The organism is Bacillus cereus group sp. MYBK222-1 (assembly GCF_051916425.1).
Lineage (GTDB): Bacteria > Bacillota > Bacilli > Bacillales > Bacillaceae_G > Bacillus_A > Bacillus_A paranthracis.
In genome coordinates this window covers 765,258-783,736 of the sequence record NZ_JBQAGP010000001.1, presented here as the reverse complement: position 1 = coordinate 783,736, position 18,479 = coordinate 765,258, and the positions used below count along the sequence as shown (strand labels likewise).

Here is an 18,479-nt window from a genome sequence, read left to right as displayed (position 1 = left end):
CTGATTTTCTATATTCAACATATAATATAGAAAATCATAAAGGGTGTTTTTTATGAATGAATATTTACAGACTCGCTATATCATTAGCGGTAGTGCCTGTATAGCCCTTCTTATTTCTTACTTTCTATTCACATAAAAAAGCTACTTGAAATAAATTTCAAGTAGCTTTTTTATTACTCTGCTAAATACATAAATCCGATTGCACCCGGACCTGTATGAGTACTAATAATAGGCGTTGTAAAGAAAATTTCTGATTTAGCAAATCCACTTACTTTTTCAACAGCCGCTTTTACATTTTCAGCTAAAGGAATTGCTTTCGCATGCGGAATTGCCACAGCTTTTACAACTTTTCCAGCTGTATCTTCCTCAAATAACTTAGCTAACGTTTTTACAATTTGACCTTGGCTACGCACTTTCGTTACAGGGTTATAAACACCATCTTCAAGGCTAGCAATTGGCTTTATATTAAGTAGCGAACCGATAAACGCTTTTCCTTTACCGATACGCCCACCCTTCACTAAGTTTTCTAATGTATCTACTACTACATATAATCGAGTATTCTTCCTTACTTCATCTACACGTTTTAAAATTTCTTCTAGTGAGCGTCCTTCATTTGCCATTTTCGCAGCTTCAACTACTTGATATGCTAAAGCATGTGTAATAAATTGCGAATCAACAACTGTTACTTTTGTGTCGGTCATTGATGCAGCACTATTTGCAGTTGCCACAGTACCACTCATTCCACTTGTCATATGAATGGAAAGTACTTCACTTCCATCTTCCCCTAACTTGTCATACATTTCTACAAATGTACCCATTGCTGGTTGTGATGTTTTTGGTAGTTCCTCTGATTTAATCATTTCTTCAATAAATTCATCTGGTTGTAGATCAACGCGATCTAAATATGTTTGTCCATTTACAGAGATTGATAATGGTAGAACATGGATGTCATACTTCTCAATTACCTCTTGTGATAAATCTGCCGTTGAATCTGTTACAATTTTAATTTTTTGCATATTATATTCTTCCCTTTCCAATACGCTCTCCTTGTTATTATACTAGTATTCCCATTGCTTTCAACAATTTGAAACGAAATTTCATTAAATTAATTATATTTTTATATCTAAAATGAAAAAGACAGAGCTCTTAACCCTGTCCCCACTCTATATCATGCATTTTTTTCAAGAGTATTTGTTTTATATACATTTAAATAATCATTCCACTTCAAACAATTTTGTAAATATTCACGGAAAGAATACGAAAATCTTGGGTGTTTTTGTTTTTGAATTTTTGCAATAAATAATTGAAGACGAGACTGTATTAGAAACGATAATGGATGCTGCGCTTGTAGGACAGGGATTTCAAATATTTTAATACACTCCCCTGTTGAATGAGTGAAATAAAAACTTTTCGTAATCACAATATCAATCCTCTTTTTCATTGGATTTTTGAACTTCTTCTACTTTACGCTGTAACACGTTGTTTAAAGTGGCGACTCCCATGAATACAAAAGTATCCTTAGACAATCTCTGTAGTCCTTTTGGTTAGAAGATTTATACTCTATTCATCTTCACCTAATCCATCCCCCACCCTAAATTCCTAATAAGATAAGGACTCGTTATCCGTATATTGCTTAATATATTCAGTATAAACTTATAAAAGCGCAAAGTTTGTCTAAATTTTGGAGATTCTATAATTTTTTTCTTCTCTATATTGTATACGTTTATAACTAGAGTATAACAAATAAATAAAAAAAGTGCCTTTATAACGAGGCACTTTTCGACTGAATTTCTTCTTCTCTTTTCTTTTTTCGCTTACTCACAATCTTTGATAAAGCGATACTAATTTCATAAATACAAATAAGCGGTACCGCAACTAAACTATGTGATAAAAAATCTGGCGGTGATATACACGATGCAATGATAATCAATGCTACGTAAGCATATCTTCTTATTTTTATTAGAAATTCCGCCGTCAATAGTCCAATACTCGTTAAAAACATTACTACTACTGGCAATTCAAAAATTACAGCAAATGGAACTGTTAAATTAAGAACAAAATGAAAATACTTTTCTGTCGTAAACATCGTATTAAACATTTCATTACCTATCGTAGTTAAAAAATGAAATAAAAACGGCATTACAACAAAATATCCAAAGCATAAACCTGCAATAAATAATATAGACAATACCGGTATATACATTAACGTCATCTTTTGTTCATTTGCATGTAAACCCGGTTTTACAAATAACCAAATTTGTATAGCAGCAAAAGGAATTGTACAAACGATAGCAAATACTGTAGCAATCGAGAAAAAAATCCACAATACATCACTTGGACCGAGAACAGTTAATTTCATTGGTAAGTCTTTTACAAGCCAAAAATAAATATCCTTCGTAAAAGTAAACCCAACAATTAAAAATAGTACAAAGGATAACACGGTATATATTACTCGTTTGCGAAGCTCAACTATATGTTCTACTACACTCATTTCCCGATCTTCCATCTCGTTCACCACACTTTATTTATCCATTTCGAAGAAAATTCATTACATTTTTTCTTTCTTTTCCTTCTCTTGAAATGCATCATCAGTCAATTCTTTCGTTGATTTTTTAAATTCTTTTAACGTTTCCCCTAAAGCCTTTCCGATTTCCGGCAATTTTTTCGGCCCAAATAAAATAAGTACAGCTACTAAAATTAAAATTAATCCTGGAAAGCCAATATTTGAAAACATTTCTCCATCCCCTTTATTAGTAGATTCCTTGTCCTACTATTGCATAATTTTATTTTGTCAAAAAAGTTTGAAAACGTCAACAAAACCATTACCTTTTGTCAAAAAAATTCAAAAATATAATCAATTATACAAATTTCATTTTCTATTGCTCTTGTGTATGATATGGTAAGGGAAATGACATATTATTTTATCCCGCTTTAACGGGCAGTAAGAACCACACCTTAAAATTCAGTGCAAGCAAAGAAGTTACGTGGGGGTGGGCTGCCCGTAAAAGCCCGATTGGTGAGGGCTGAAAATCAGTGGGGGGATGCCCCCCCACTGATTAAAGTTTCACTTTATAATAGTAGAAAGGATTACCATTATGACTGAAAAAATGACACGAATGACCCAATTTGTAAAAGAAGAAATTGCAAATGCAATAACACATGGTATCGGTGCCATTTTAAGCATCCCTGCCTTAATCATATTGATTATTCATGCTTCTAAGCACGGTACCGCATCTGCTGTTGTTGCATTTACGGTTTACGGTGTAAGCATGTTCTTACTGTACTTGTTTTCGACATTGTTACATAGCATTCATCATCCTAAAGTAGAAAAAATATTTACTATTTTAGATCATTCAGCCATTTACTTATTGATTGCTGGCACGTATACTCCTTTTCTACTTATTACACTCCGCGGCCCATTAGGATGGACATTACTTGCTATTATATGGACCCTTGCAATCGGAGGTATCATCTTCAAAATTTTCTTTGTACGTCGCTTTATTAAGGCATCGACGCTATGTTATATCATAATGGGATGGCTCATAATCGTTGCTATTAAACCACTTTATGAAAATCTAACTGGACATGGTTTTTCACTACTTTTAGCAGGTGGAATTTTATATTCTGTAGGAGCTATATTCTTCCTTTGGGAAAAGTTACCTTTCAACCATGCCATTTGGCATCTTTTCGTATTAGGTGGTAGTGCGATGATGTTCTTCTGCGTACTCTTTTACGTCTTACCTACAGCATAATAAAAAAGGTTTCAGCTTAATGTAAGCTGAAACCTTTTTTATTACTTATGTAATTGTGATGCGATAACATCCTGTGTATACTTCGTTAACTCTTTAATATCCATAGTCGCATACTCTTCAGGTGTAATCGGCTTAGAAATTGTTACTGTTGCACGAGCTCGCTTCATACGATTTCCATTTGCTTCAAACATTTTATATGTCCCATCTAATGTTACAGGTAAGATTGCTACACCAGATTTTACAGCAAGATGAAAACTACCAGCCTTAAACTCTCCAACTTCCCCACCCTTACTTCTCGTTCCTTCAGGGAAAATTACGATAGAATGTCCATTCTTCAATAGTTCAATCCCATCTTTAATCGCTTGAAGTGACTGGCGGCGATCGCTACGATCCATAAATACACAATTCATAAGTTCCATCCAAGTTGGTACAACTGGGAACTTTTTAATCTCTGCCTTTGAAACGAAGCCAATTGGTTTATTTAAATAACCTAGTAAAACAGGGATATCCATATTACTCTGGTGATTACTTACAACTAGTACCGGCTTGTCTTTCGGAACATTTTCAAGTCCTTTAACTTCTACTGTTCCTCCAGCTACATGTACCATTTTCTTACCAAACCAATTTGTCGTTTTGTACACAGCATTATCTTTTTCTTGTGGCGACATCGTATTTACTTGTCTTTTAAGACGCCACATTCTCGGTGTAATCGCAATTACGATTAAAATTAAATAAAAGATTTTAAAAAACGTTTGAATCATACAGAACCCCCACCTATTATCATTCCGACCTTCATTATACTAGACAAACGAAGGAAAAAGAAGAAAAAATGTCCAAACAACAAGTGTTTGGACATTTTTAAGTATGATATATTAGAAACGTTTTGCTAATTCACGAGCATTAGCAATTGCTGCTTCTTTAATTTCTTGTGCTTTTTCAGGGTTTGCATTCATACCTTCAACTGCAATATATTCAGTATCATTTACACCGACAAATCCTAATACAGTTTTTAAGTGATTGCGTCCGAAGTCTACAGCTGCGTATGCTCCTTCAGAATATACGCCACCTGTTGCTTGAATGTGAAGTGCTTTTTTACCTTCTAATAAGCCAACTGGACCATTTTCAGTATATTTGAATGTTTTACCTGCGATTGCTACGTTGTCTAAGTATGCTTTTACTACTGGTGGGTAGCTAAAGTTCCACATTGGAGTTACAAATACATAACGATCTGCATTCATAAATGTTTCTAAGTTTGTGTTCATTGCTGCAACTTTTTGTTGTTGAGCTTCAGTTAAAGCTTCAAATCCTTCACCTGCTGCAAATTTACCCCAAGCAGCGAATACATCTGCATCGATTGCTGGTACTGTAGTATTGAATAAATCAATTGTTACAACTTCATCTTGTGGATGTTCGTTTTTATAAGCTTCGATGAATGCTTCCCCTACTGCCATTCCGAAAGAACCTTCTGCTGAATTTGGATTTGCTGTAATAAATAGTACTTTTGTCATTGTATTCTCTCCCTTTTCTACATTTTATCTTTAATTTGAGATTTATAATTTGAAAGTAAATAACTTACCTTATGTAAGTATAATACAAAAAGTTTCATTCGATGTCAATAAAAAATAGCTACTTTTTTTTCGTAAGTTAATAATTTATTTTGTTTCCTTAAAATTCAGTATATAGATATTAGGAATTCTTTCATAGAAAAAGGCTAGCTCTACAAATTATAGAGCTAACCTTTTATTACATATTATTTTTGAAATACATGTTTTACTTTTTCAGCTGGAATATTACTTCCGCCTCTACCTTTTACATCTTCAATCATCATAGTAATAACCATATCTGGTGAATTTAAATCAAATGCAGCGAACCAGCCTAGTTCTTTTCCTTCAGCCTCTTTTGATACTTTTAATTCCGCTGTACCTGTTTTTCCAGCAAGAGTCATGCCATCAATTTTAGCAATTTTCCCAGTACCATCTGGATCATTAATTACTTTCGTCATAGCAGTTTTTAATATATCCTGATTGCCTTTTGAAATTACATTCTCTTTCCAAACTTTTGGTTGCTTATCTGTTTTAATAATATATGGAGAAGGTATGTTTCCATCATTAACAATTGGTGCGTACGTTAATGCTAGATGGAGTGGCGTCATTAATACTTGTCCTTGTCCATAACCTGTGTCTGCCATTTGAATATCATTTTTAATACTATCATTTGCGATTTTAGAAGCTGGGAATCCATATTCAATTGGTAATTTCTCATCGAATCCGAATTTTTTCGCTTCACTCATAAATTTGTCTTTCCCGATCTTCAAAGCTTCTTGTGCGAAATAAATATTATCCGAGTATTTCATCGCCTTATCAAAATCAATCGGATTTGCATCTTTTACACGCGTTACATAATAATTACCCCAAGAAGAATCTTTTGTCCATTTCAATCCTTCAATTTTTAACTCTTCTTTTGGATCAATCGTTTTCGTTTCAAGACCAATTGCTGCTGTAATAGGCTTAAATACAGAACCTGGAACTGATAATTGTGTAAATCGATTCGTCATCGGTTTTTTCGGATCATTATTTACCGCATCACGTTGCGCTTTTGACGCCCCTCTTGTAAGGGTATTTGGGTTATAAGCTGGTGTGCTCACAAGTGCAAGTGTTTCTCCAGTCTTTGGATTAATTGCTGCACTTGATCCTACCTCATTTTTCATTTCATTATAAATTTCGCTTTGAACTGCACTGTCAATCGTTAAAGTTACATTTTCTCCATCAACAGCATCTGTTTTTGCTAAATTTTTAATTTCTTTTCCTTGTGCATCTTCTACGAAGACACGACCACCTTTTTTACCGCGTAGCTTTTCTTCCAGTACTTGCTCTAAACCGGCTTTACCTACTGGATCATCTGCTTGATAACCTTTCTTTTGTAACGTTTTTAAATCTTCAGCATTCACTTTTCCAATATAGCCAGTAAGATGTGCGGCTTCTTCTCCTAATGGATATGAGCGAACATTTACTGGTTTTGTTGCAACACCAGGTAAATCTATGTACGTATTTTGTGTTGCTCCTTCAGGCAATATTCCAATTGGTACAAGGTAATTTGGTTTTACCCATTTAGCTGCTAGTTTTTGATCAATTTCTTCGACAGACATATTTAGTAACTTCGCTACCGTTTCTTTCGTTTGCGGAGCTGTATCCCCTAATTTTTCAGGAATCAATCCGATTTCAGAAGCTTTACCATTTACCGCAAGATATTTACCGTTACGGTCATATATTTCTCCGCGCTTCGGCTCTGTCGTTTGCATACGCACTTTACTATCTTTCGTCATACCTGGGAATATAAAATCAGGAGTCCAATCTATTTTCCAAGATTCTTTATCTCCATCCTTTTCTTTCACCATTTTTGCTTCATGGGCAAAATTGATTTTACCACCAACAGTATCCATGCTTACTTTAAAAGGAACAGGACCTTCATCTTTTTTATCTTCTTTTACTTCTCCTGCTTCTACTTTTAAGTTTTTCACTTCAATGCCAGAATAAATTTTTTCATATTTCTCAGTGAACTCTTTCTTTGAAATATCTTTTTTTGCCTTTTCTGATAATTGATCATACATTTCTGCAAATTTTTGTTTATTCCATGCTTTTGCATATGTATCAAATGCTTCTTGTGGTTTTTCTTCTTTACCACATCCGACTAACATGAATGTTAAGCAAAGAAAAAGAATCCCCCATATCTTTCTCAATCGATTCTCCTCCTCTTTCTCTCTTAATACTCTTGAAAATTTTAGCATTTTCACATGCTACCTTTCATTATAGCACTATCGAATCTCATCTATAAACCTATATTGATGGATATAAATAAAAAGATTGATGCGAATATTCACATCAATCCTTATTATTATTGTTGCTTTTCATATACATGATAATAGTACGTATACGGATTTTTTTCATCCGTTAAACCTTTTTCAACAAAAACTTCTTTCCAATTTGTCATATCCATTTCTGGGAAGAATGTATCTCCTTCAAATGCATGATGGATTTTTGTTATATATAACTTGTCTACATAAGGTAAAAAGAGATCATAAATTTGTGCTCCGCCAAAAATAAAGATCTCTTCTTCATTTTTGCATAGCTCAAACACTTCTTCTACAGAATGTGCTACTTCACATCCTTCAACATGATACCCTTCATTGCGAGTTACAATAATATTACGTCTTCCAGGCAGTGGTCTACCAATCGCTTCATAGTTCTTTCTTCCCATAATAAGCGGATGACCCATCGTTGTTTTCTTTACATATTGTAATTCACTCGGTAAGCGCCAAGGTAAATTATTATCTTTACCAATTACTCTATTCTCGTCCATTGCGACCATAAATGAAACTATCATCTTTTCATCTCCTCTACAATTACACTGCAACCGGTGCTTTAATTGCTGGGTGTGGATCATATCCTTCAATTGTTAAATCTTCCATTTCAAAATCGAACACAGATTTCACATCTGGATTTAATATAAGTTTCGGGAATGGACGTGGTTCACGTGCCAATTGCTTTTCTACTTGTTCAAAATGATTCGTATAAATGTGTGCATCTCCAATTGTATGAACGAATTCTCCTACTTCAAGTCCACATTCATGTGCAATTAAATGTGTTAGTAACGAGTAACTTGCAATGTTAAATGGAATTCCAAGGAATATGTCACCACTTCTTTGATATAGCTGACAAGAAAGTTTGCCATCTGCTACATAAAATTGGAATAACGTATGACAAGGCGGTAATGCCATACTTGGTACATCTTCAGGATTCCACGCAGAAACAATTAGGCGACGCGAATCTGGTGTTTTCTTAATCATTTCAATTACATCTTTTAATTGATCGAGTGTCTCACCAGCTGTCGTTTTCCAAGCACGCCACTGCTTACCATATACGTCTCCTAAATAACCATATTTATTTGAGAAATCATCATCTTCTAAAACGTTCTTTTTAAACAATTCCATTTGCTCATCGTACTGAACTTTAAATTCCTCATCTTGTTGTGAGCGAAGACCGAAATCAGTCATGTCAGGACCAGTATACTCTTCACTTTCTACCCAACTCTTAAATGCCCATTCATTCCAAATGTTGTTATTATGCTGCAATAAATAACGAATATTTGTATCACCTTTCATAAACCAAAGTAGCTCACTTGCTACAAGTCGAAACGGCACTCTCTTTGTTGTTAATAAAGGAAAACCTTTACTTAGATCAAAACGCATTTGATATCCAAATACAGATACAGTGCCTGTCCCTGTACGGTCTTCTTTCTTCGTACCATGCTCCATTACATGGCGGCATAAATTTAAGTATTCATTTTCAGCATGTTTCATATGTAGAAAAACCTTCTTTCAAATCTCTAGTCTATATGGATTTTATCATAAATTTAATGCTAACAGATTGAACAAACTAAATTTATAAAAAAACATTTCTATACTTAACAAAATTCTACTTCTGTATGTTCTTACAAAATCTAAATTCATATGCGCCTGAACCTAATTTCATTTCAGGCATATCACTTGACCTCCAATCATCTTCCACTATTCGTAATGTAGCAGATGTATTTGTTGGCACATCAACGTTCAATACTGCTTGTCCATGTTCTACACGCCAATCAATTTTAATTTCCCCATATGCTGTTTCACGCTTAATACAAACCCAATCTAGATTAGAATTAAAATGAGGCTGAATATAAAAATGTTTATATGCTGGTTTTGTTTCATCCACTTCTAATCCAATAATATATCGGTATATCCATTCAACGATAGAACCATATGCGTAATGATTGTACGAATTCATACTATCATTCCAAAGGGTTCCATCCTCTTTCACACCATCCCAATGTTCCCAAATCGTTGTGGCACCTCGTTTCACTTGGTATAACCATGATGGATAATCTTCATGAAATAGAAGCTTACAAGCAAGGTCATGACGGTTAAACTTGCTTAATATTAAATTTAAATACGGTGTTCCTATAAAACCTGTTGTTAAATGATTTTTATTTGCTTTTAAAAGCTCAATTAATCGATTAAATACTTTCTCCTTCACATTATCTTTCACTAGTTCAAAAAGAAGTACTAATATGTGGGCTGTTTGGGTATTTGAAATTAACCTACCATTCGGTGTAACAAATTCATTTTGAAACGCTTGAACAATATTTCCATGTAGCTCAGCATAAAACTTAGCATCTGTATTTTCACCTAAAATCTCAGCAACCTTTCGTAAAAGCGATGTAGAATACGCGTAATAAGCTGTCGCAATAAAATGCTTGTCTGTTCCGCCTTCATATACATCAGGTTTCGTATCTAATGCGAGCCAATCCCCTAAATGATAGCCTGTATCCCATAAATACTCATTTTCACCTTGTGAACGTATGTAATCTATATACTTCTTCATACTGTTATATTGCTCTTTTAAAATGGATACATCTCCGTAATGTAAATAGTGAACCCATGGACAAATAATTGCTGCATCGCCCCAACCGCCAGAAGTATGTAAATCAAAATCCGCTCTTTTCCCAAATGCATCTGGAATAACTAATGGCACAGCTCCATTCACATTTTGATCTAATGATAAATCTTGGAGCCATTTTTTAAAGAACAATTGCACATTCATAATTTGCGTAGCTGTCCCAATAAACATTTGTGCATCTCCTGTCCATCCAAGTCGATCATCCCGCTGCGGACAATCTGTTGGCACATCAAAGAAATTCCCTCTTTGAGACCACTCCACATTATGATGAAGTTGATTGATTAATGGATTAGACGTTTCAAATGCTGTTGCTTTTTCCATATCTGTATGTAATACACACCCTTCAAAATCTGCTATTTGAGGGGGCTGGGTTAATCCACTTATTTTCACATATCTAAAGCCTTGATAAGTAAAATGAGGTTCAAACGTTTCCTCCTCTTCTCCTTTTGCTATATACACTATTTTTTGTTTTGCCTTTCGGAGATTCCCAGTATAAAAGCAACCGTCTTTATTTAATATTTCAGCATGATGCAATTCTATCTTTTGTCCAGTATAAACATGACGGACTTTAAACCGAACCCAACCTACCATATTTTGCCCCATATCAATAAGCCATTCATGATTGGGTAGTTTTGAAATAGCGATTGGTTTTATAATTTTCACTTTACGAATCGCTTCATTTTCCTGTGCAACAATTATTTGTTTGGAATGCTCAATTACTTCACCATCTTCTAGCACTTGTTCACTTTCTTCTAGCCTAGCGTCATAAACTTCTCCTTCATAAATTTCCGAATACAAAATAGGGCTTGGAGTTACTTTCCATGTTTCATCTGTTACAATTTTTTCTTTCGTTCCATCTTCATACGTGATATGTATTTGAGCCATTATCGCACGTCTTTTCCCGTAATAATTACGTACATGCTGCATAGTAATCGGCCCTTTATACCAGCCGTTACCTACCAGAGTAGAAATATCATTATACCCAATCTTTAATACATGCGTTATATCATATGCTTGATACAATATCCTTTTATCATAACTTGTCCATCCAGGGGTAAAATAACAATCTCCAATACGCTCTCCATTTATAGAAGCCTCGTATAATCCTAAACTAGTCATATATAAACGTGCTTTTTTAACTAATTTTTTAATAGAAAAGCTTTTATGAAAAGACATAACTTGCGTGCGTTCTTTTTTCGCAGCAATCCATTTTCCGCTCCAGTTTTGCCCTTGTAATCCAGTCTCCCAAAATGCTACTTCTGACCAAGGTGATTCTTCTCCGTAATTATCCCATACCTTCACTCGGTAAAAATAGCGTGTTTCCGTACTATATGAAAACGAATTAATTGGTATATATAAACTTTGATCTGTTTCTACCTTCTGTGAATCGAATACTATAGTTTGAAACTCTTTATCCTTCGCAACCTGCAATTGATACGCAAGTTGTTTTACATTTCGTTTACTCGACTCGATTTGCCAACTAATTTTAACAACTTTCGAATCTATACCTATCGGATTATTTTTATTATCACAGAGCAATTTTTTTATTGTTAGCACACTTCTTCACCATCTTTTCTAAATCTTAATTTAAATTAATTATAATAAAAATAAAATTCTAAATAAATAATAATTTTATTCATCCTTACAAAATTATTAACTTTCCATATTTAAAAAGGTTTTCATTTTCTATTACCGAAAGTATAGTGCGGTAGAACAAAAATTATATTTGGAGGTTAGAAGTATGTCTAAAATTGAAACGCCTGTTATGACTTCTTTACAAACAACGGTTGAAAAAATGATGAAGGATTTAAACGTTCCGGGAGCTGCTGTAGCTATTATAAAAGACGGTGAAGTTATTATTTCAGAAGGATTTGGCTATCGAAATCTAGAGACAAAAGAACTAGTTACACCGCGTACTTTGTTCGCAATTGGTTCCTCAACGAAAGCTTTTGGCACACTTTCATTAAGTTTGTTAGCACAGCAAAAAAGGTTTAATTGGGATACTCCTGTCCAGTCTTATATACCTAACTTCTCTTTATCTGAACTACTTGCTAGTTCACAAGTTACAGGAAGAGATTTAGCTTCTCATCGTACCGGGGTAAGTCGTCATGATGCCCTTTGGTACAGCTCTTCCTTATCTCGAAAAGATCTCGTTGAAAAAATAAAACATTTACCACTTGATGCACCGTTCCGCACATCATTTCTATATAACAACTTAATGTATGCGACAATTAGCTATATTGTAGAAAACATAACAAATCAAACGTGGGAGCAATACACTACAGAACATATTTTAGAACCTTTAAATATGAGACATACAAACTTCTCTGTTACCAATTCACAAACGACAGATGAATACGCTTTACCTTACATTGAAAATGACGGTGAAATAAAAGAAGTTCCATTCCGCAACATTGATACCGTTGGCGCTGCTGGTTGTATCAATTCTACAATTAAAGATATGGCAAATTGGGTACTTCTCCACTTAAATGAAGGAAAATTTGGAGATCATGAATTAATCTCCTCTGAATTATTACAACAAATGTATACACCACACAATTCCATTCCAGACCAACCGGTTTTATCACTCCCTGAATCTCCATTAAATAGTTACGGTCTTGGTTGGTTTATTAGCGCTTATCGTGGTAAAAAAGTAATTCATCATGGCGGTAATATCGATGGATTTTCAGCGCTTGTTTCATTCATACCAACAGAAAACATAGGCCTTGTCATTTTAACGAATGCTGGAGGAACATTACTTCCTACTTATCTCGCTAATCAAATTTATGACGAACTACTTGAATTAGAATCCATTGATTGGCATAAACGTGCTGTAGAAGATACTGAAAAAATGAAGGAAATGATAAAAGAAGCAACTGAATCCATTCCAGAACAAATTAAAGGAACTACACCTTCTCATAAATTAGAGGATTATACTGGTACTTTCGAACATCCGGCATACGGAACATTACAAGTATACAAGCGAGATGATTCGTTATTTGTACAATTTATGGAGATGGACATTCAATTAACACATCATCATTACGACATCTTTTCTGCAAAAGTTGATTTATTCCAAATGAAGATGAATCTATTATTTGCATATGAAATGAGTGTGAACGGTGAATTCCCTTCCCTTCAGTTACATGTACCAGCTACGCTAAGTACTCAGCCGCTTGCATTTAAGAAAATTAAATAAGTATTTTGATGGTAAAAAATAAAGGTAGGTGCGAATCACACCTACCTTTTCTATTTCATATCAATCTTATTTGGTTGAAACCAAATTGGCTTCGATAACTCAAAGTTATTATGATCCTCTAAAACTATAGTAAGGCGCTCTAACATATCATCTAACATATGCGGCGCTGCTCGTAATGTCCAGACAACTGAGGAGAAAACTGTCATACCAACGTACACCGTGTATAATTTCCAGAATTCCTCTGGTATTTTTCTATTAAAGTATCCTTCTATTTGTCCGATTGAATACGGAATACTAATGTCCCTTGCAAACAGTGCAATTTTCACAAAATCATGAAGTGGATCGCCCCAGTCGTAGCCATTAAAATCAACAACACCTACATATTTTCCATCCCGTACAATTATATTTTCTAAATGAAAATCATCGTGTTGAAATCGATTGGGGCGGTTCTTTAAAGATATTTCATTTTCTTCAATAAACTTTATGATTTTATCATCATTTTTTATGTTTATTCCACATGTTTTATATGCCTCTAAATATTTACTATGTTTTTTCATTGCTCTTTCATACCATGGAAGTATATCATTAGGAGCTTCATATGTATGCATTTTTGCTAAATCTTTTCCTGCCTCTATACCAATTTCATATTGTTCTTTTGGTGAATACGTAGGCAATAGCTTCTTTGCATCTTCCCCTTCTAAATACGAAAAAATACTATAGCATACACTTTCATCTTCCAATATACCTATTTCAATCGGCTTTTGTGCCTGTATGTTACGTTTTTCCATTTCATTTAAAATTTGAAACTCTATTTTTCTTCTTTCATACTCTTGTATATCGCCAATCCGTAACAAATATTTTTCCTCATCAATTGTCGTAACTATATATTTCTTATCCGGTGAAAAACCTTTAGAAATTTCTGCAATATTCGTTGCATCTTTTACTATTTGTATATTGTTTTGCCATGTTGTAATTGTTTTCATGTATATTCCTCCTTACATTTCTACATTTGGTGTGTAAGCCACTTCTATAATAAACCCATTCGGATCATAAAAATCAATCGTATAGTACCCTCCCGAATAATGATTCATTTCCATCGGACCACGTATTATCTTTATTTTCGTGCTAGAAAGAAATTCTGCTACCTCATCAACTACTTTTCTATTAATAGCTTGGTAACAAATATGTCTTGGTCCTAAAGTTCTTACGATTTCTTCATCTACTTCTTTAAAATATATTTCACTTTCTCCTGTGCTATATGCTACTTCATTTAACTTTCTCCAGCCAATTATAGAAAATAACATATCATAAAAAGAAATGGACTCCTCTAAATTCGCTACCCAAAATTCAATATGATGAATACCTGCTCGAAGTGTATTCATATTAAGAATACGCCCCTTGTACTACTTGTACAATTTCCATAGGTGTATTGACCATATAATCTGGTGCATCTTTTTTCACTGTTTCAATGACATCATATCCCCAAGATACCCATATTACGTTCACCCCAGCCTTTTTACACGCTGCTACGTCTCGCTGTTCGTCACCGACGTATAACATATCTTTCTCCGTTATCTTTTTCGATTTTAAAAACCTTTTAATCATTTTATCTTTACCGAACAAATTTTTAGAACAATACACTTCTTGTATATTTTCTATATCATTATTGTGTAAAAACGCCCGAATATGCTCTTCTGAGTTGGATGATATGACTGCAATTCCGTAATCTTTTTTATGTAGTTCATCTAATACTTCCTTCATCCCATGGAACAAAATAAGATCTTTTATGGCAGGTTGATACAATTTATAAAACTCCAGCGCTAATATTGGTAGTTTATACAGCGGTACATCAAGTTGTTTACATCTTTCTGGCATCGTTAATTTACGTAAATACTCAATTTCTTCTTCCCTTACCGTTTTATATCCGTGCTTTTCAGCAAGTTGATTATAAATTGGTACAAATATATTTTGTGAATCTACTAATGTGCCATCAAAGTCAAAAACAATATATTTTTGCATTGTCCTACTCCCTTTACTTCTTTTTCTAAACCTATTTTATTCAACAACATAGTCGTCTTACCCTTCTATAAACATAAAAAAAGAACAAGATTTCTCTTGTTCTTTTTAAGAAAGCCATTTTGGCGGCACATTCGTATTCCAATAAATATTTCCCAACTCATGATGTCCGGAGTACCCATCATCAAAACGGTGATAGTGGAAATTAAAATAATACCCATCTTGCGGTGGATGATCTCTTCTTACGTGGAAACGCAATAAGTCATTTCCTGTTTTCGTATCGTAAACGTGAAAAATCTTTTCATTATTTCCACCAGCTGGTTTTTGAGAAATCGCTAATGATTGTAACGAATCTTCCGGTACATCATTTGCTAGTTCAGCAATTGCCTCTTCAATCTTCGGTAATATTACATCTTTAAACTCATCTTCAATTACTGGGCCAATTTTAGTACCAAACTTTTGCATCGACTGTTTCTCTGCTTCTTGCATTGCATAAGTAATAAAAGTATCGGTGGTTAACCTGTCATTCGTTTCTTCATATGTATAGGACGTACTCTCCAAATTTTGTTGCCCAGCTGTGCTCGTAGGCTTGTCCGCAGCTTTGGCATTATCAAGCAATATGGAAGGAGGCGTCACTAAACCAAATGTAAATACGGTAATTAATGCGACTAAGGTTTTTCTAAACCAATTTGGCATGTATGTTTCCTCCCCTTTCACTCATTATATTTTATATAACGGTTGTTTTCTCTATTATACAAAATGATTGTAATTTTTGCACTTTACAATTTTGTTAACGTTCACATATTTTTCACTTGAATATGAAATTGTAAGATTTCATACAATAAAAATACAACAATAATGAGGAGGAGCTCCGATGACTTTAGATGCCATGTATTCCGCCGCAAGCATACTCGTTTTAGTATATTTTATTTATCAATGTGTTACAGATTAGAAAAAAGAGCCATTTTTCGGCTCTTTTTTCTATGGTAAGAATACTATCCAACCAATCCATACTATAAAAATGACTCCAGCAATTAAAGCTGGTAATAAATAAAAATGAGAAAGTATAACTATTCCATATAAAAGTATTACTGGAAGTAATAAATAGCGATCTGCCCTCCATCTTAACAATAGTAATTTTCCTTCATCACAATATAAATGAAGAAACATTTTTTTCGCAAACTCAGTCCAATAATCGCGTGCATAGCGGGAAATTGCAAATAAAGCAAATGCAAGAATAATAGCGGCAATCCATTTCGGACTCATAATAATACTGACAATGCTTATACATACAATTTGAATATAAAATATTCGTGCACTACTTGTACGGAAAAATTCTTTTAAAAAGGATTCAACAATACGATAATCCGTTTTCTTTCCTAAAAACTTTTTAGAACGCGGAAACATCCACGGCTTTTTATTCGAACTACTCGGTTTAGCTGCATGACCACCAACTTGCATAATCCCACTCGTCCAGCGCATACTTTCTTCTTTTTCTCTCTCAACTTCTTTAAAAAAGCAATTTTTATAATTTAATTTTTCTTTTATCAATATGATAATTAGAAACACTGCTAGACCGATACTTAGTATAGAATACAATGGATTTTTATAAATAAGAAACAAACTCAATCCAAAAAAGGATAGACTTATAGAAAATATTACATTTTTTATAATCCATAGTAGCCATCGTTTCCCCACACGTACATGAATAAATCTCGTTAATAACGCCAACAAAAATCGAAATATAGTAAAGAATAGCCAAAATAATACGACTTGTATCTTCGTCACTCCAATACTTTTCATCAACACTGGTAACATCGCAACAACAACTACTACATTCGTTATTGCTATTCGAATAAACGTATATGTCATGCCATACTGGATTAACTTTTTCATGTGAACAGGATACGAAATTAAAAATAAACTATCCGCTTGCTCAAAAAATGAGCGAACTCCTCTTGCATATGTAATCACATAAAATGCGAGTAGGCCTAATCCGAAAAAAACCGTCTCTCCTATCGCTAGTTCTTCCATCCATAGTGAACGATAATAAATTCCCATAAATATAAGTGCCGGAATAATAATATATAGCGCAACCGTCCAATCAGTTATAGAACGTATGGACTTCCATTTGCGCCCCAGTTCATGGCGTAATCTTTTATAAAATTGTTTTTTAATCATGCTGTTCACGCCTTACGATTACATCAAAACAATCTAATAATGAACTTCCTGGCATTTCTGCTAACGTTTGAATTGCCTCTAAATGGCCATCTGCGACTAATGTACCTTGAGAGATGAGTAAAAATCTTTCGCAAATTCTTTCAGCTGTATCTAATACGTGCGTACAAAGTAAAATTCCTGCCCCGCGTTCTTTTTCTTTATATAAATAACTTAAAAACTCTTTCGTAGCTACTGGATCTAGTCCGATAAAAGGTTCGTCAATGATATAAAAATCTGGTTCTGTTAAAAACGCTAATATAAGCATCGATTTTTGTTTCATACCTTTAGAAAACTTTGATAAATACTCATGTTTATGCTTATCCATTCGAAACATATGTAATAACTCTTCAGCTTTCCGTTCCCAGCTTCCGGCTTCGTTCTCGCGAGCTGCCATTAATAATTCAATATGTTCCCAAAGCGTCAAATAATCATAATATGTCGGGTGTTCTGGCACATATGCATACGGATTTTTCTTCTCGCCAAATGATATTTCACCATCCACATTTACAAGTAACCCGAGTATCGTTTTAATCGTCGTACTTTTCCCGGCACCATTTGCACCAATAAGAGCAACTAATTCACCTTTTTCAATAGAAAAAGCGATATCATGAATTGTTTTTTCACCTATTTCATATCCAGCAGAACGGATATTTACTTCTAACATACATTCCCCTTCTTTCCATTTCCAATACAAACAAGGAAAAGAATAATATATAACTATTTATATATCATTATAAAATATTTACTTTCCTAGCAGGAAAAAATATTTTTTAACAGAATAATAAATGTTTGATTACA

18 protein-coding genes are annotated in these 18,479 nt (G+C 34.0%); 2 read left to right on the top strand and 16 right to left on the bottom strand.

The genetic code is table 11. The annotated features are described in order from the left end of the window. Positions 1 to 173: 173 nt before the first annotated feature. The 4 genes from ACTFR9_RS03940 to ACTFR9_RS03925 all read right to left on the bottom strand — a co-directional run bounded on the left by ACTFR9_RS03940 (position 174) and on the right by ACTFR9_RS03925 (position 2,734). Positions 174 to 1,016 (bottom strand): DegV family protein, encoded by an 843-nt coding sequence (locus tag ACTFR9_RS03940; RefSeq protein WP_025991670.1) that lies wholly within the window; start codon positions 1,014 to 1,016, stop codon positions 174 to 176. Positions 1,017 to 1,168: 152 nt separating this feature from the next. Beyond that, a complete protein-coding gene (locus ACTFR9_RS03935) occupies positions 1,169 to 1,420 on the bottom strand; it encodes a DUF2535 family protein (RefSeq protein WP_000629015.1) in 252 nt (83 codons plus the stop codon). A gap of 342 nt (positions 1,421 to 1,762) precedes the next feature. After that, on the bottom strand, positions 1,763 to 2,506 hold the full coding sequence (gene tatC / locus ACTFR9_RS03930; protein ID WP_000390137.1) for a twin-arginine translocase subunit TatC: 744 nt from the start codon (positions 2,504 to 2,506) through the stop codon (positions 1,763 to 1,765). A gap of 42 nt (positions 2,507 to 2,548) precedes the next feature. Then, positions 2,549 to 2,734, bottom strand: a complete 186-nt coding sequence (locus tag ACTFR9_RS03925; protein ID WP_000492443.1) for a twin-arginine translocase TatA/TatE family subunit — start codon at positions 2,732 to 2,734, stop codon at positions 2,549 to 2,551. Between the two features lie 361 nt (positions 2,735 to 3,095). Between ACTFR9_RS03925 and trhA the strand changes: the two genes are divergently transcribed. Further along, entirely contained in the window at positions 3,096 to 3,752 is a 657-nt protein-coding gene (gene trhA / locus ACTFR9_RS03920) for a PAQR family membrane homeostasis protein TrhA (RefSeq protein WP_000136887.1), read from the top strand. A 41-nt stretch (positions 3,753 to 3,793) separates the two neighbouring features. Here the strand turns inward: trhA and ACTFR9_RS03915 are convergent, their stop codons facing one another. The 6 genes from ACTFR9_RS03915 to ACTFR9_RS03890 all read right to left on the bottom strand — a co-directional run bounded on the left by ACTFR9_RS03915 (position 3,794) and on the right by ACTFR9_RS03890 (position 11,803). Next, positions 3,794 to 4,513 carry a lysophospholipid acyltransferase family protein gene (locus ACTFR9_RS03915; protein WP_000616583.1) on the bottom strand — a complete coding sequence of 240 codons (720 nt, stop codon included), beginning with the start codon at positions 4,511 to 4,513 and terminating at the stop codon, positions 3,794 to 3,796. A 111-nt stretch (positions 4,514 to 4,624) separates the two neighbouring features. After that, positions 4,625 to 5,260: an FMN-dependent NADH-azoreductase gene (locus ACTFR9_RS03910; RefSeq protein WP_000170021.1), complete on the bottom strand. Its 636-nt coding sequence runs from the start codon at positions 5,258 to 5,260 to the stop codon at positions 4,625 to 4,627. 242 nt (positions 5,261 to 5,502) lie between these two features. Continuing rightward, on the bottom strand, positions 5,503 to 7,488 hold the full coding sequence (gene pbpC, locus ACTFR9_RS03905; protein WP_001227220.1) for a penicillin-binding protein 3: 1,986 nt from the start codon (positions 7,486 to 7,488) through the stop codon (positions 5,503 to 5,505). 155 nt (positions 7,489 to 7,643) lie between these two features. Then, the gene (locus ACTFR9_RS03900; RefSeq protein ID WP_000637198.1) at positions 7,644 to 8,132 is read right to left on the bottom strand and encodes a dihydrofolate reductase; all 489 of its coding nucleotides are present in this window, start codon (positions 8,130 to 8,132) and stop codon (positions 7,644 to 7,646) included. 19 nt (positions 8,133 to 8,151) lie between these two features. Beyond that, positions 8,152 to 9,108 carry a thymidylate synthase gene (locus ACTFR9_RS03895; RefSeq protein ID WP_000679613.1) on the bottom strand — a complete coding sequence of 319 codons (957 nt, stop codon included), beginning with the start codon at positions 9,106 to 9,108 and terminating at the stop codon, positions 8,152 to 8,154. Between the two features lie 115 nt (positions 9,109 to 9,223). Beyond that, complete coding sequence (locus tag ACTFR9_RS03890) at positions 9,224 to 11,803, bottom strand: alpha-L-rhamnosidase (RefSeq protein WP_000955696.1); 2,580 nt, start codon at positions 11,801 to 11,803, stop codon at positions 9,224 to 9,226. 184 nt (positions 11,804 to 11,987) lie between these two features. Between ACTFR9_RS03890 and ACTFR9_RS03885 the strand changes: the two genes are divergently transcribed. Further along, a complete protein-coding gene (locus ACTFR9_RS03885; RefSeq protein ID WP_000034339.1) occupies positions 11,988 to 13,445 on the top strand; it encodes a serine hydrolase in 1,458 nt (485 codons plus the stop codon). A gap of 50 nt (positions 13,446 to 13,495) precedes the next feature. Here the strand turns inward: ACTFR9_RS03885 and ACTFR9_RS03880 are convergent, their stop codons facing one another. The 6 genes from ACTFR9_RS03880 to ACTFR9_RS03855 all read right to left on the bottom strand — a co-directional run bounded on the left by ACTFR9_RS03880 (position 13,496) and on the right by ACTFR9_RS03855 (position 18,345). Further along, positions 13,496 to 14,428, bottom strand: a complete 933-nt coding sequence (locus ACTFR9_RS03880) for an aminoglycoside phosphotransferase family protein (protein ID WP_000849688.1) — start codon at positions 14,426 to 14,428, stop codon at positions 13,496 to 13,498. Between the two features lie 12 nt (positions 14,429 to 14,440). Then, complete coding sequence (locus ACTFR9_RS03875) at positions 14,441 to 14,827, bottom strand: VOC family protein (protein WP_001094657.1); 387 nt, start codon at positions 14,825 to 14,827, stop codon at positions 14,441 to 14,443. Between the two features lies 1 nt (position 14,828). Then, positions 14,829 to 15,464, bottom strand: a complete 636-nt coding sequence (locus ACTFR9_RS03870; protein ID WP_098946739.1) for an HAD family hydrolase — start codon at positions 15,462 to 15,464, stop codon at positions 14,829 to 14,831. Positions 15,465 to 15,569: 105 nt separating this feature from the next. Then, on the bottom strand, positions 15,570 to 16,157 hold the full coding sequence (locus tag ACTFR9_RS03865) for a YpjP family protein (protein WP_001134413.1): 588 nt from the start codon (positions 16,155 to 16,157) through the stop codon (positions 15,570 to 15,572). 285 nt (positions 16,158 to 16,442) lie between these two features. Then, positions 16,443 to 17,642: an ABC transporter permease gene (locus ACTFR9_RS03860; protein WP_000592558.1), complete on the bottom strand. Its 1,200-nt coding sequence runs from the start codon at positions 17,640 to 17,642 to the stop codon at positions 16,443 to 16,445. Further along, a complete protein-coding gene (locus ACTFR9_RS03855; RefSeq protein ID WP_000895233.1) occupies positions 17,635 to 18,345 on the bottom strand; it encodes an ABC transporter ATP-binding protein in 711 nt (236 codons plus the stop codon). The genes ACTFR9_RS03860 and ACTFR9_RS03855 overlap by 8 nt, the downstream gene beginning before the upstream one ends. Positions 18,346 to 18,479 lie beyond the last annotated feature (134 nt).

What these genes read in the sequence shown, in the direction of transcription:
- ACTFR9_RS03940 (WP_025991670.1), bottom strand. Translation starts at nt 1,016, where the DNA reads ATGCAAAAAATTAAAATTGTAACAGATTCAACGGCAGATTTATCACAA.
- ACTFR9_RS03895 (WP_000679613.1), bottom strand. Translation starts at nt 9,108, where the DNA reads ATGAAACATGCTGAAAATGAATACTTAAATTTATGCCGCCATGTAATG.
- ACTFR9_RS03860 (WP_000592558.1), bottom strand. Translation starts at nt 17,642, where the DNA reads ATGATTAAAAAACAATTTTATAAAAGATTACGCCATGAACTGGGGCGC.
- ACTFR9_RS03910 (WP_000170021.1), bottom strand. Translation starts at nt 5,260, where the DNA reads ATGACAAAAGTACTATTTATTACAGCAAATCCAAATTCAGCAGAAGGT.
- trhA (WP_000136887.1), top strand. Translation starts at nt 3,096, where the DNA reads ATGACTGAAAAAATGACACGAATGACCCAATTTGTAAAAGAAGAAATT.
- ACTFR9_RS03880 (WP_000849688.1), bottom strand. Translation starts at nt 14,428, where the DNA reads ATGAAAACAATTACAACATGGCAAAACAATATACAAATAGTAAAAGAT.
- ACTFR9_RS03885 (WP_000034339.1), top strand. Translation starts at nt 11,988, where the DNA reads ATGTCTAAAATTGAAACGCCTGTTATGACTTCTTTACAAACAACGGTT.
- ACTFR9_RS03915 (WP_000616583.1), bottom strand. Translation starts at nt 4,513, where the DNA reads ATGATTCAAACGTTTTTTAAAATCTTTTATTTAATTTTAATCGTAATT.
- ACTFR9_RS03875 (WP_001094657.1), bottom strand. Translation starts at nt 14,827, where the DNA reads ATGAATACACTTCGAGCAGGTATTCATCATATTGAATTTTGGGTAGCG.
- tatC (WP_000390137.1), bottom strand. Translation starts at nt 2,506, where the DNA reads ATGGAAGATCGGGAAATGAGTGTAGTAGAACATATAGTTGAGCTTCGC.
- ACTFR9_RS03865 (WP_001134413.1), bottom strand. Translation starts at nt 16,157, where the DNA reads ATGCCAAATTGGTTTAGAAAAACCTTAGTCGCATTAATTACCGTATTT.
- ACTFR9_RS03870 (WP_098946739.1), bottom strand. Translation starts at nt 15,464, where the DNA reads ATGCAAAAATATATTGTTTTTGACTTTGATGGCACATTAGTAGATTCA.
- ACTFR9_RS03855 (WP_000895233.1), bottom strand. Translation starts at nt 18,345, where the DNA reads ATGTTAGAAGTAAATATCCGTTCTGCTGGATATGAAATAGGTGAAAAA.
- ACTFR9_RS03925 (WP_000492443.1), bottom strand. Translation starts at nt 2,734, where the DNA reads ATGTTTTCAAATATTGGCTTTCCAGGATTAATTTTAATTTTAGTAGCT.
- ACTFR9_RS03900 (WP_000637198.1), bottom strand. Translation starts at nt 8,132, where the DNA reads ATGATAGTTTCATTTATGGTCGCAATGGACGAGAATAGAGTAATTGGT.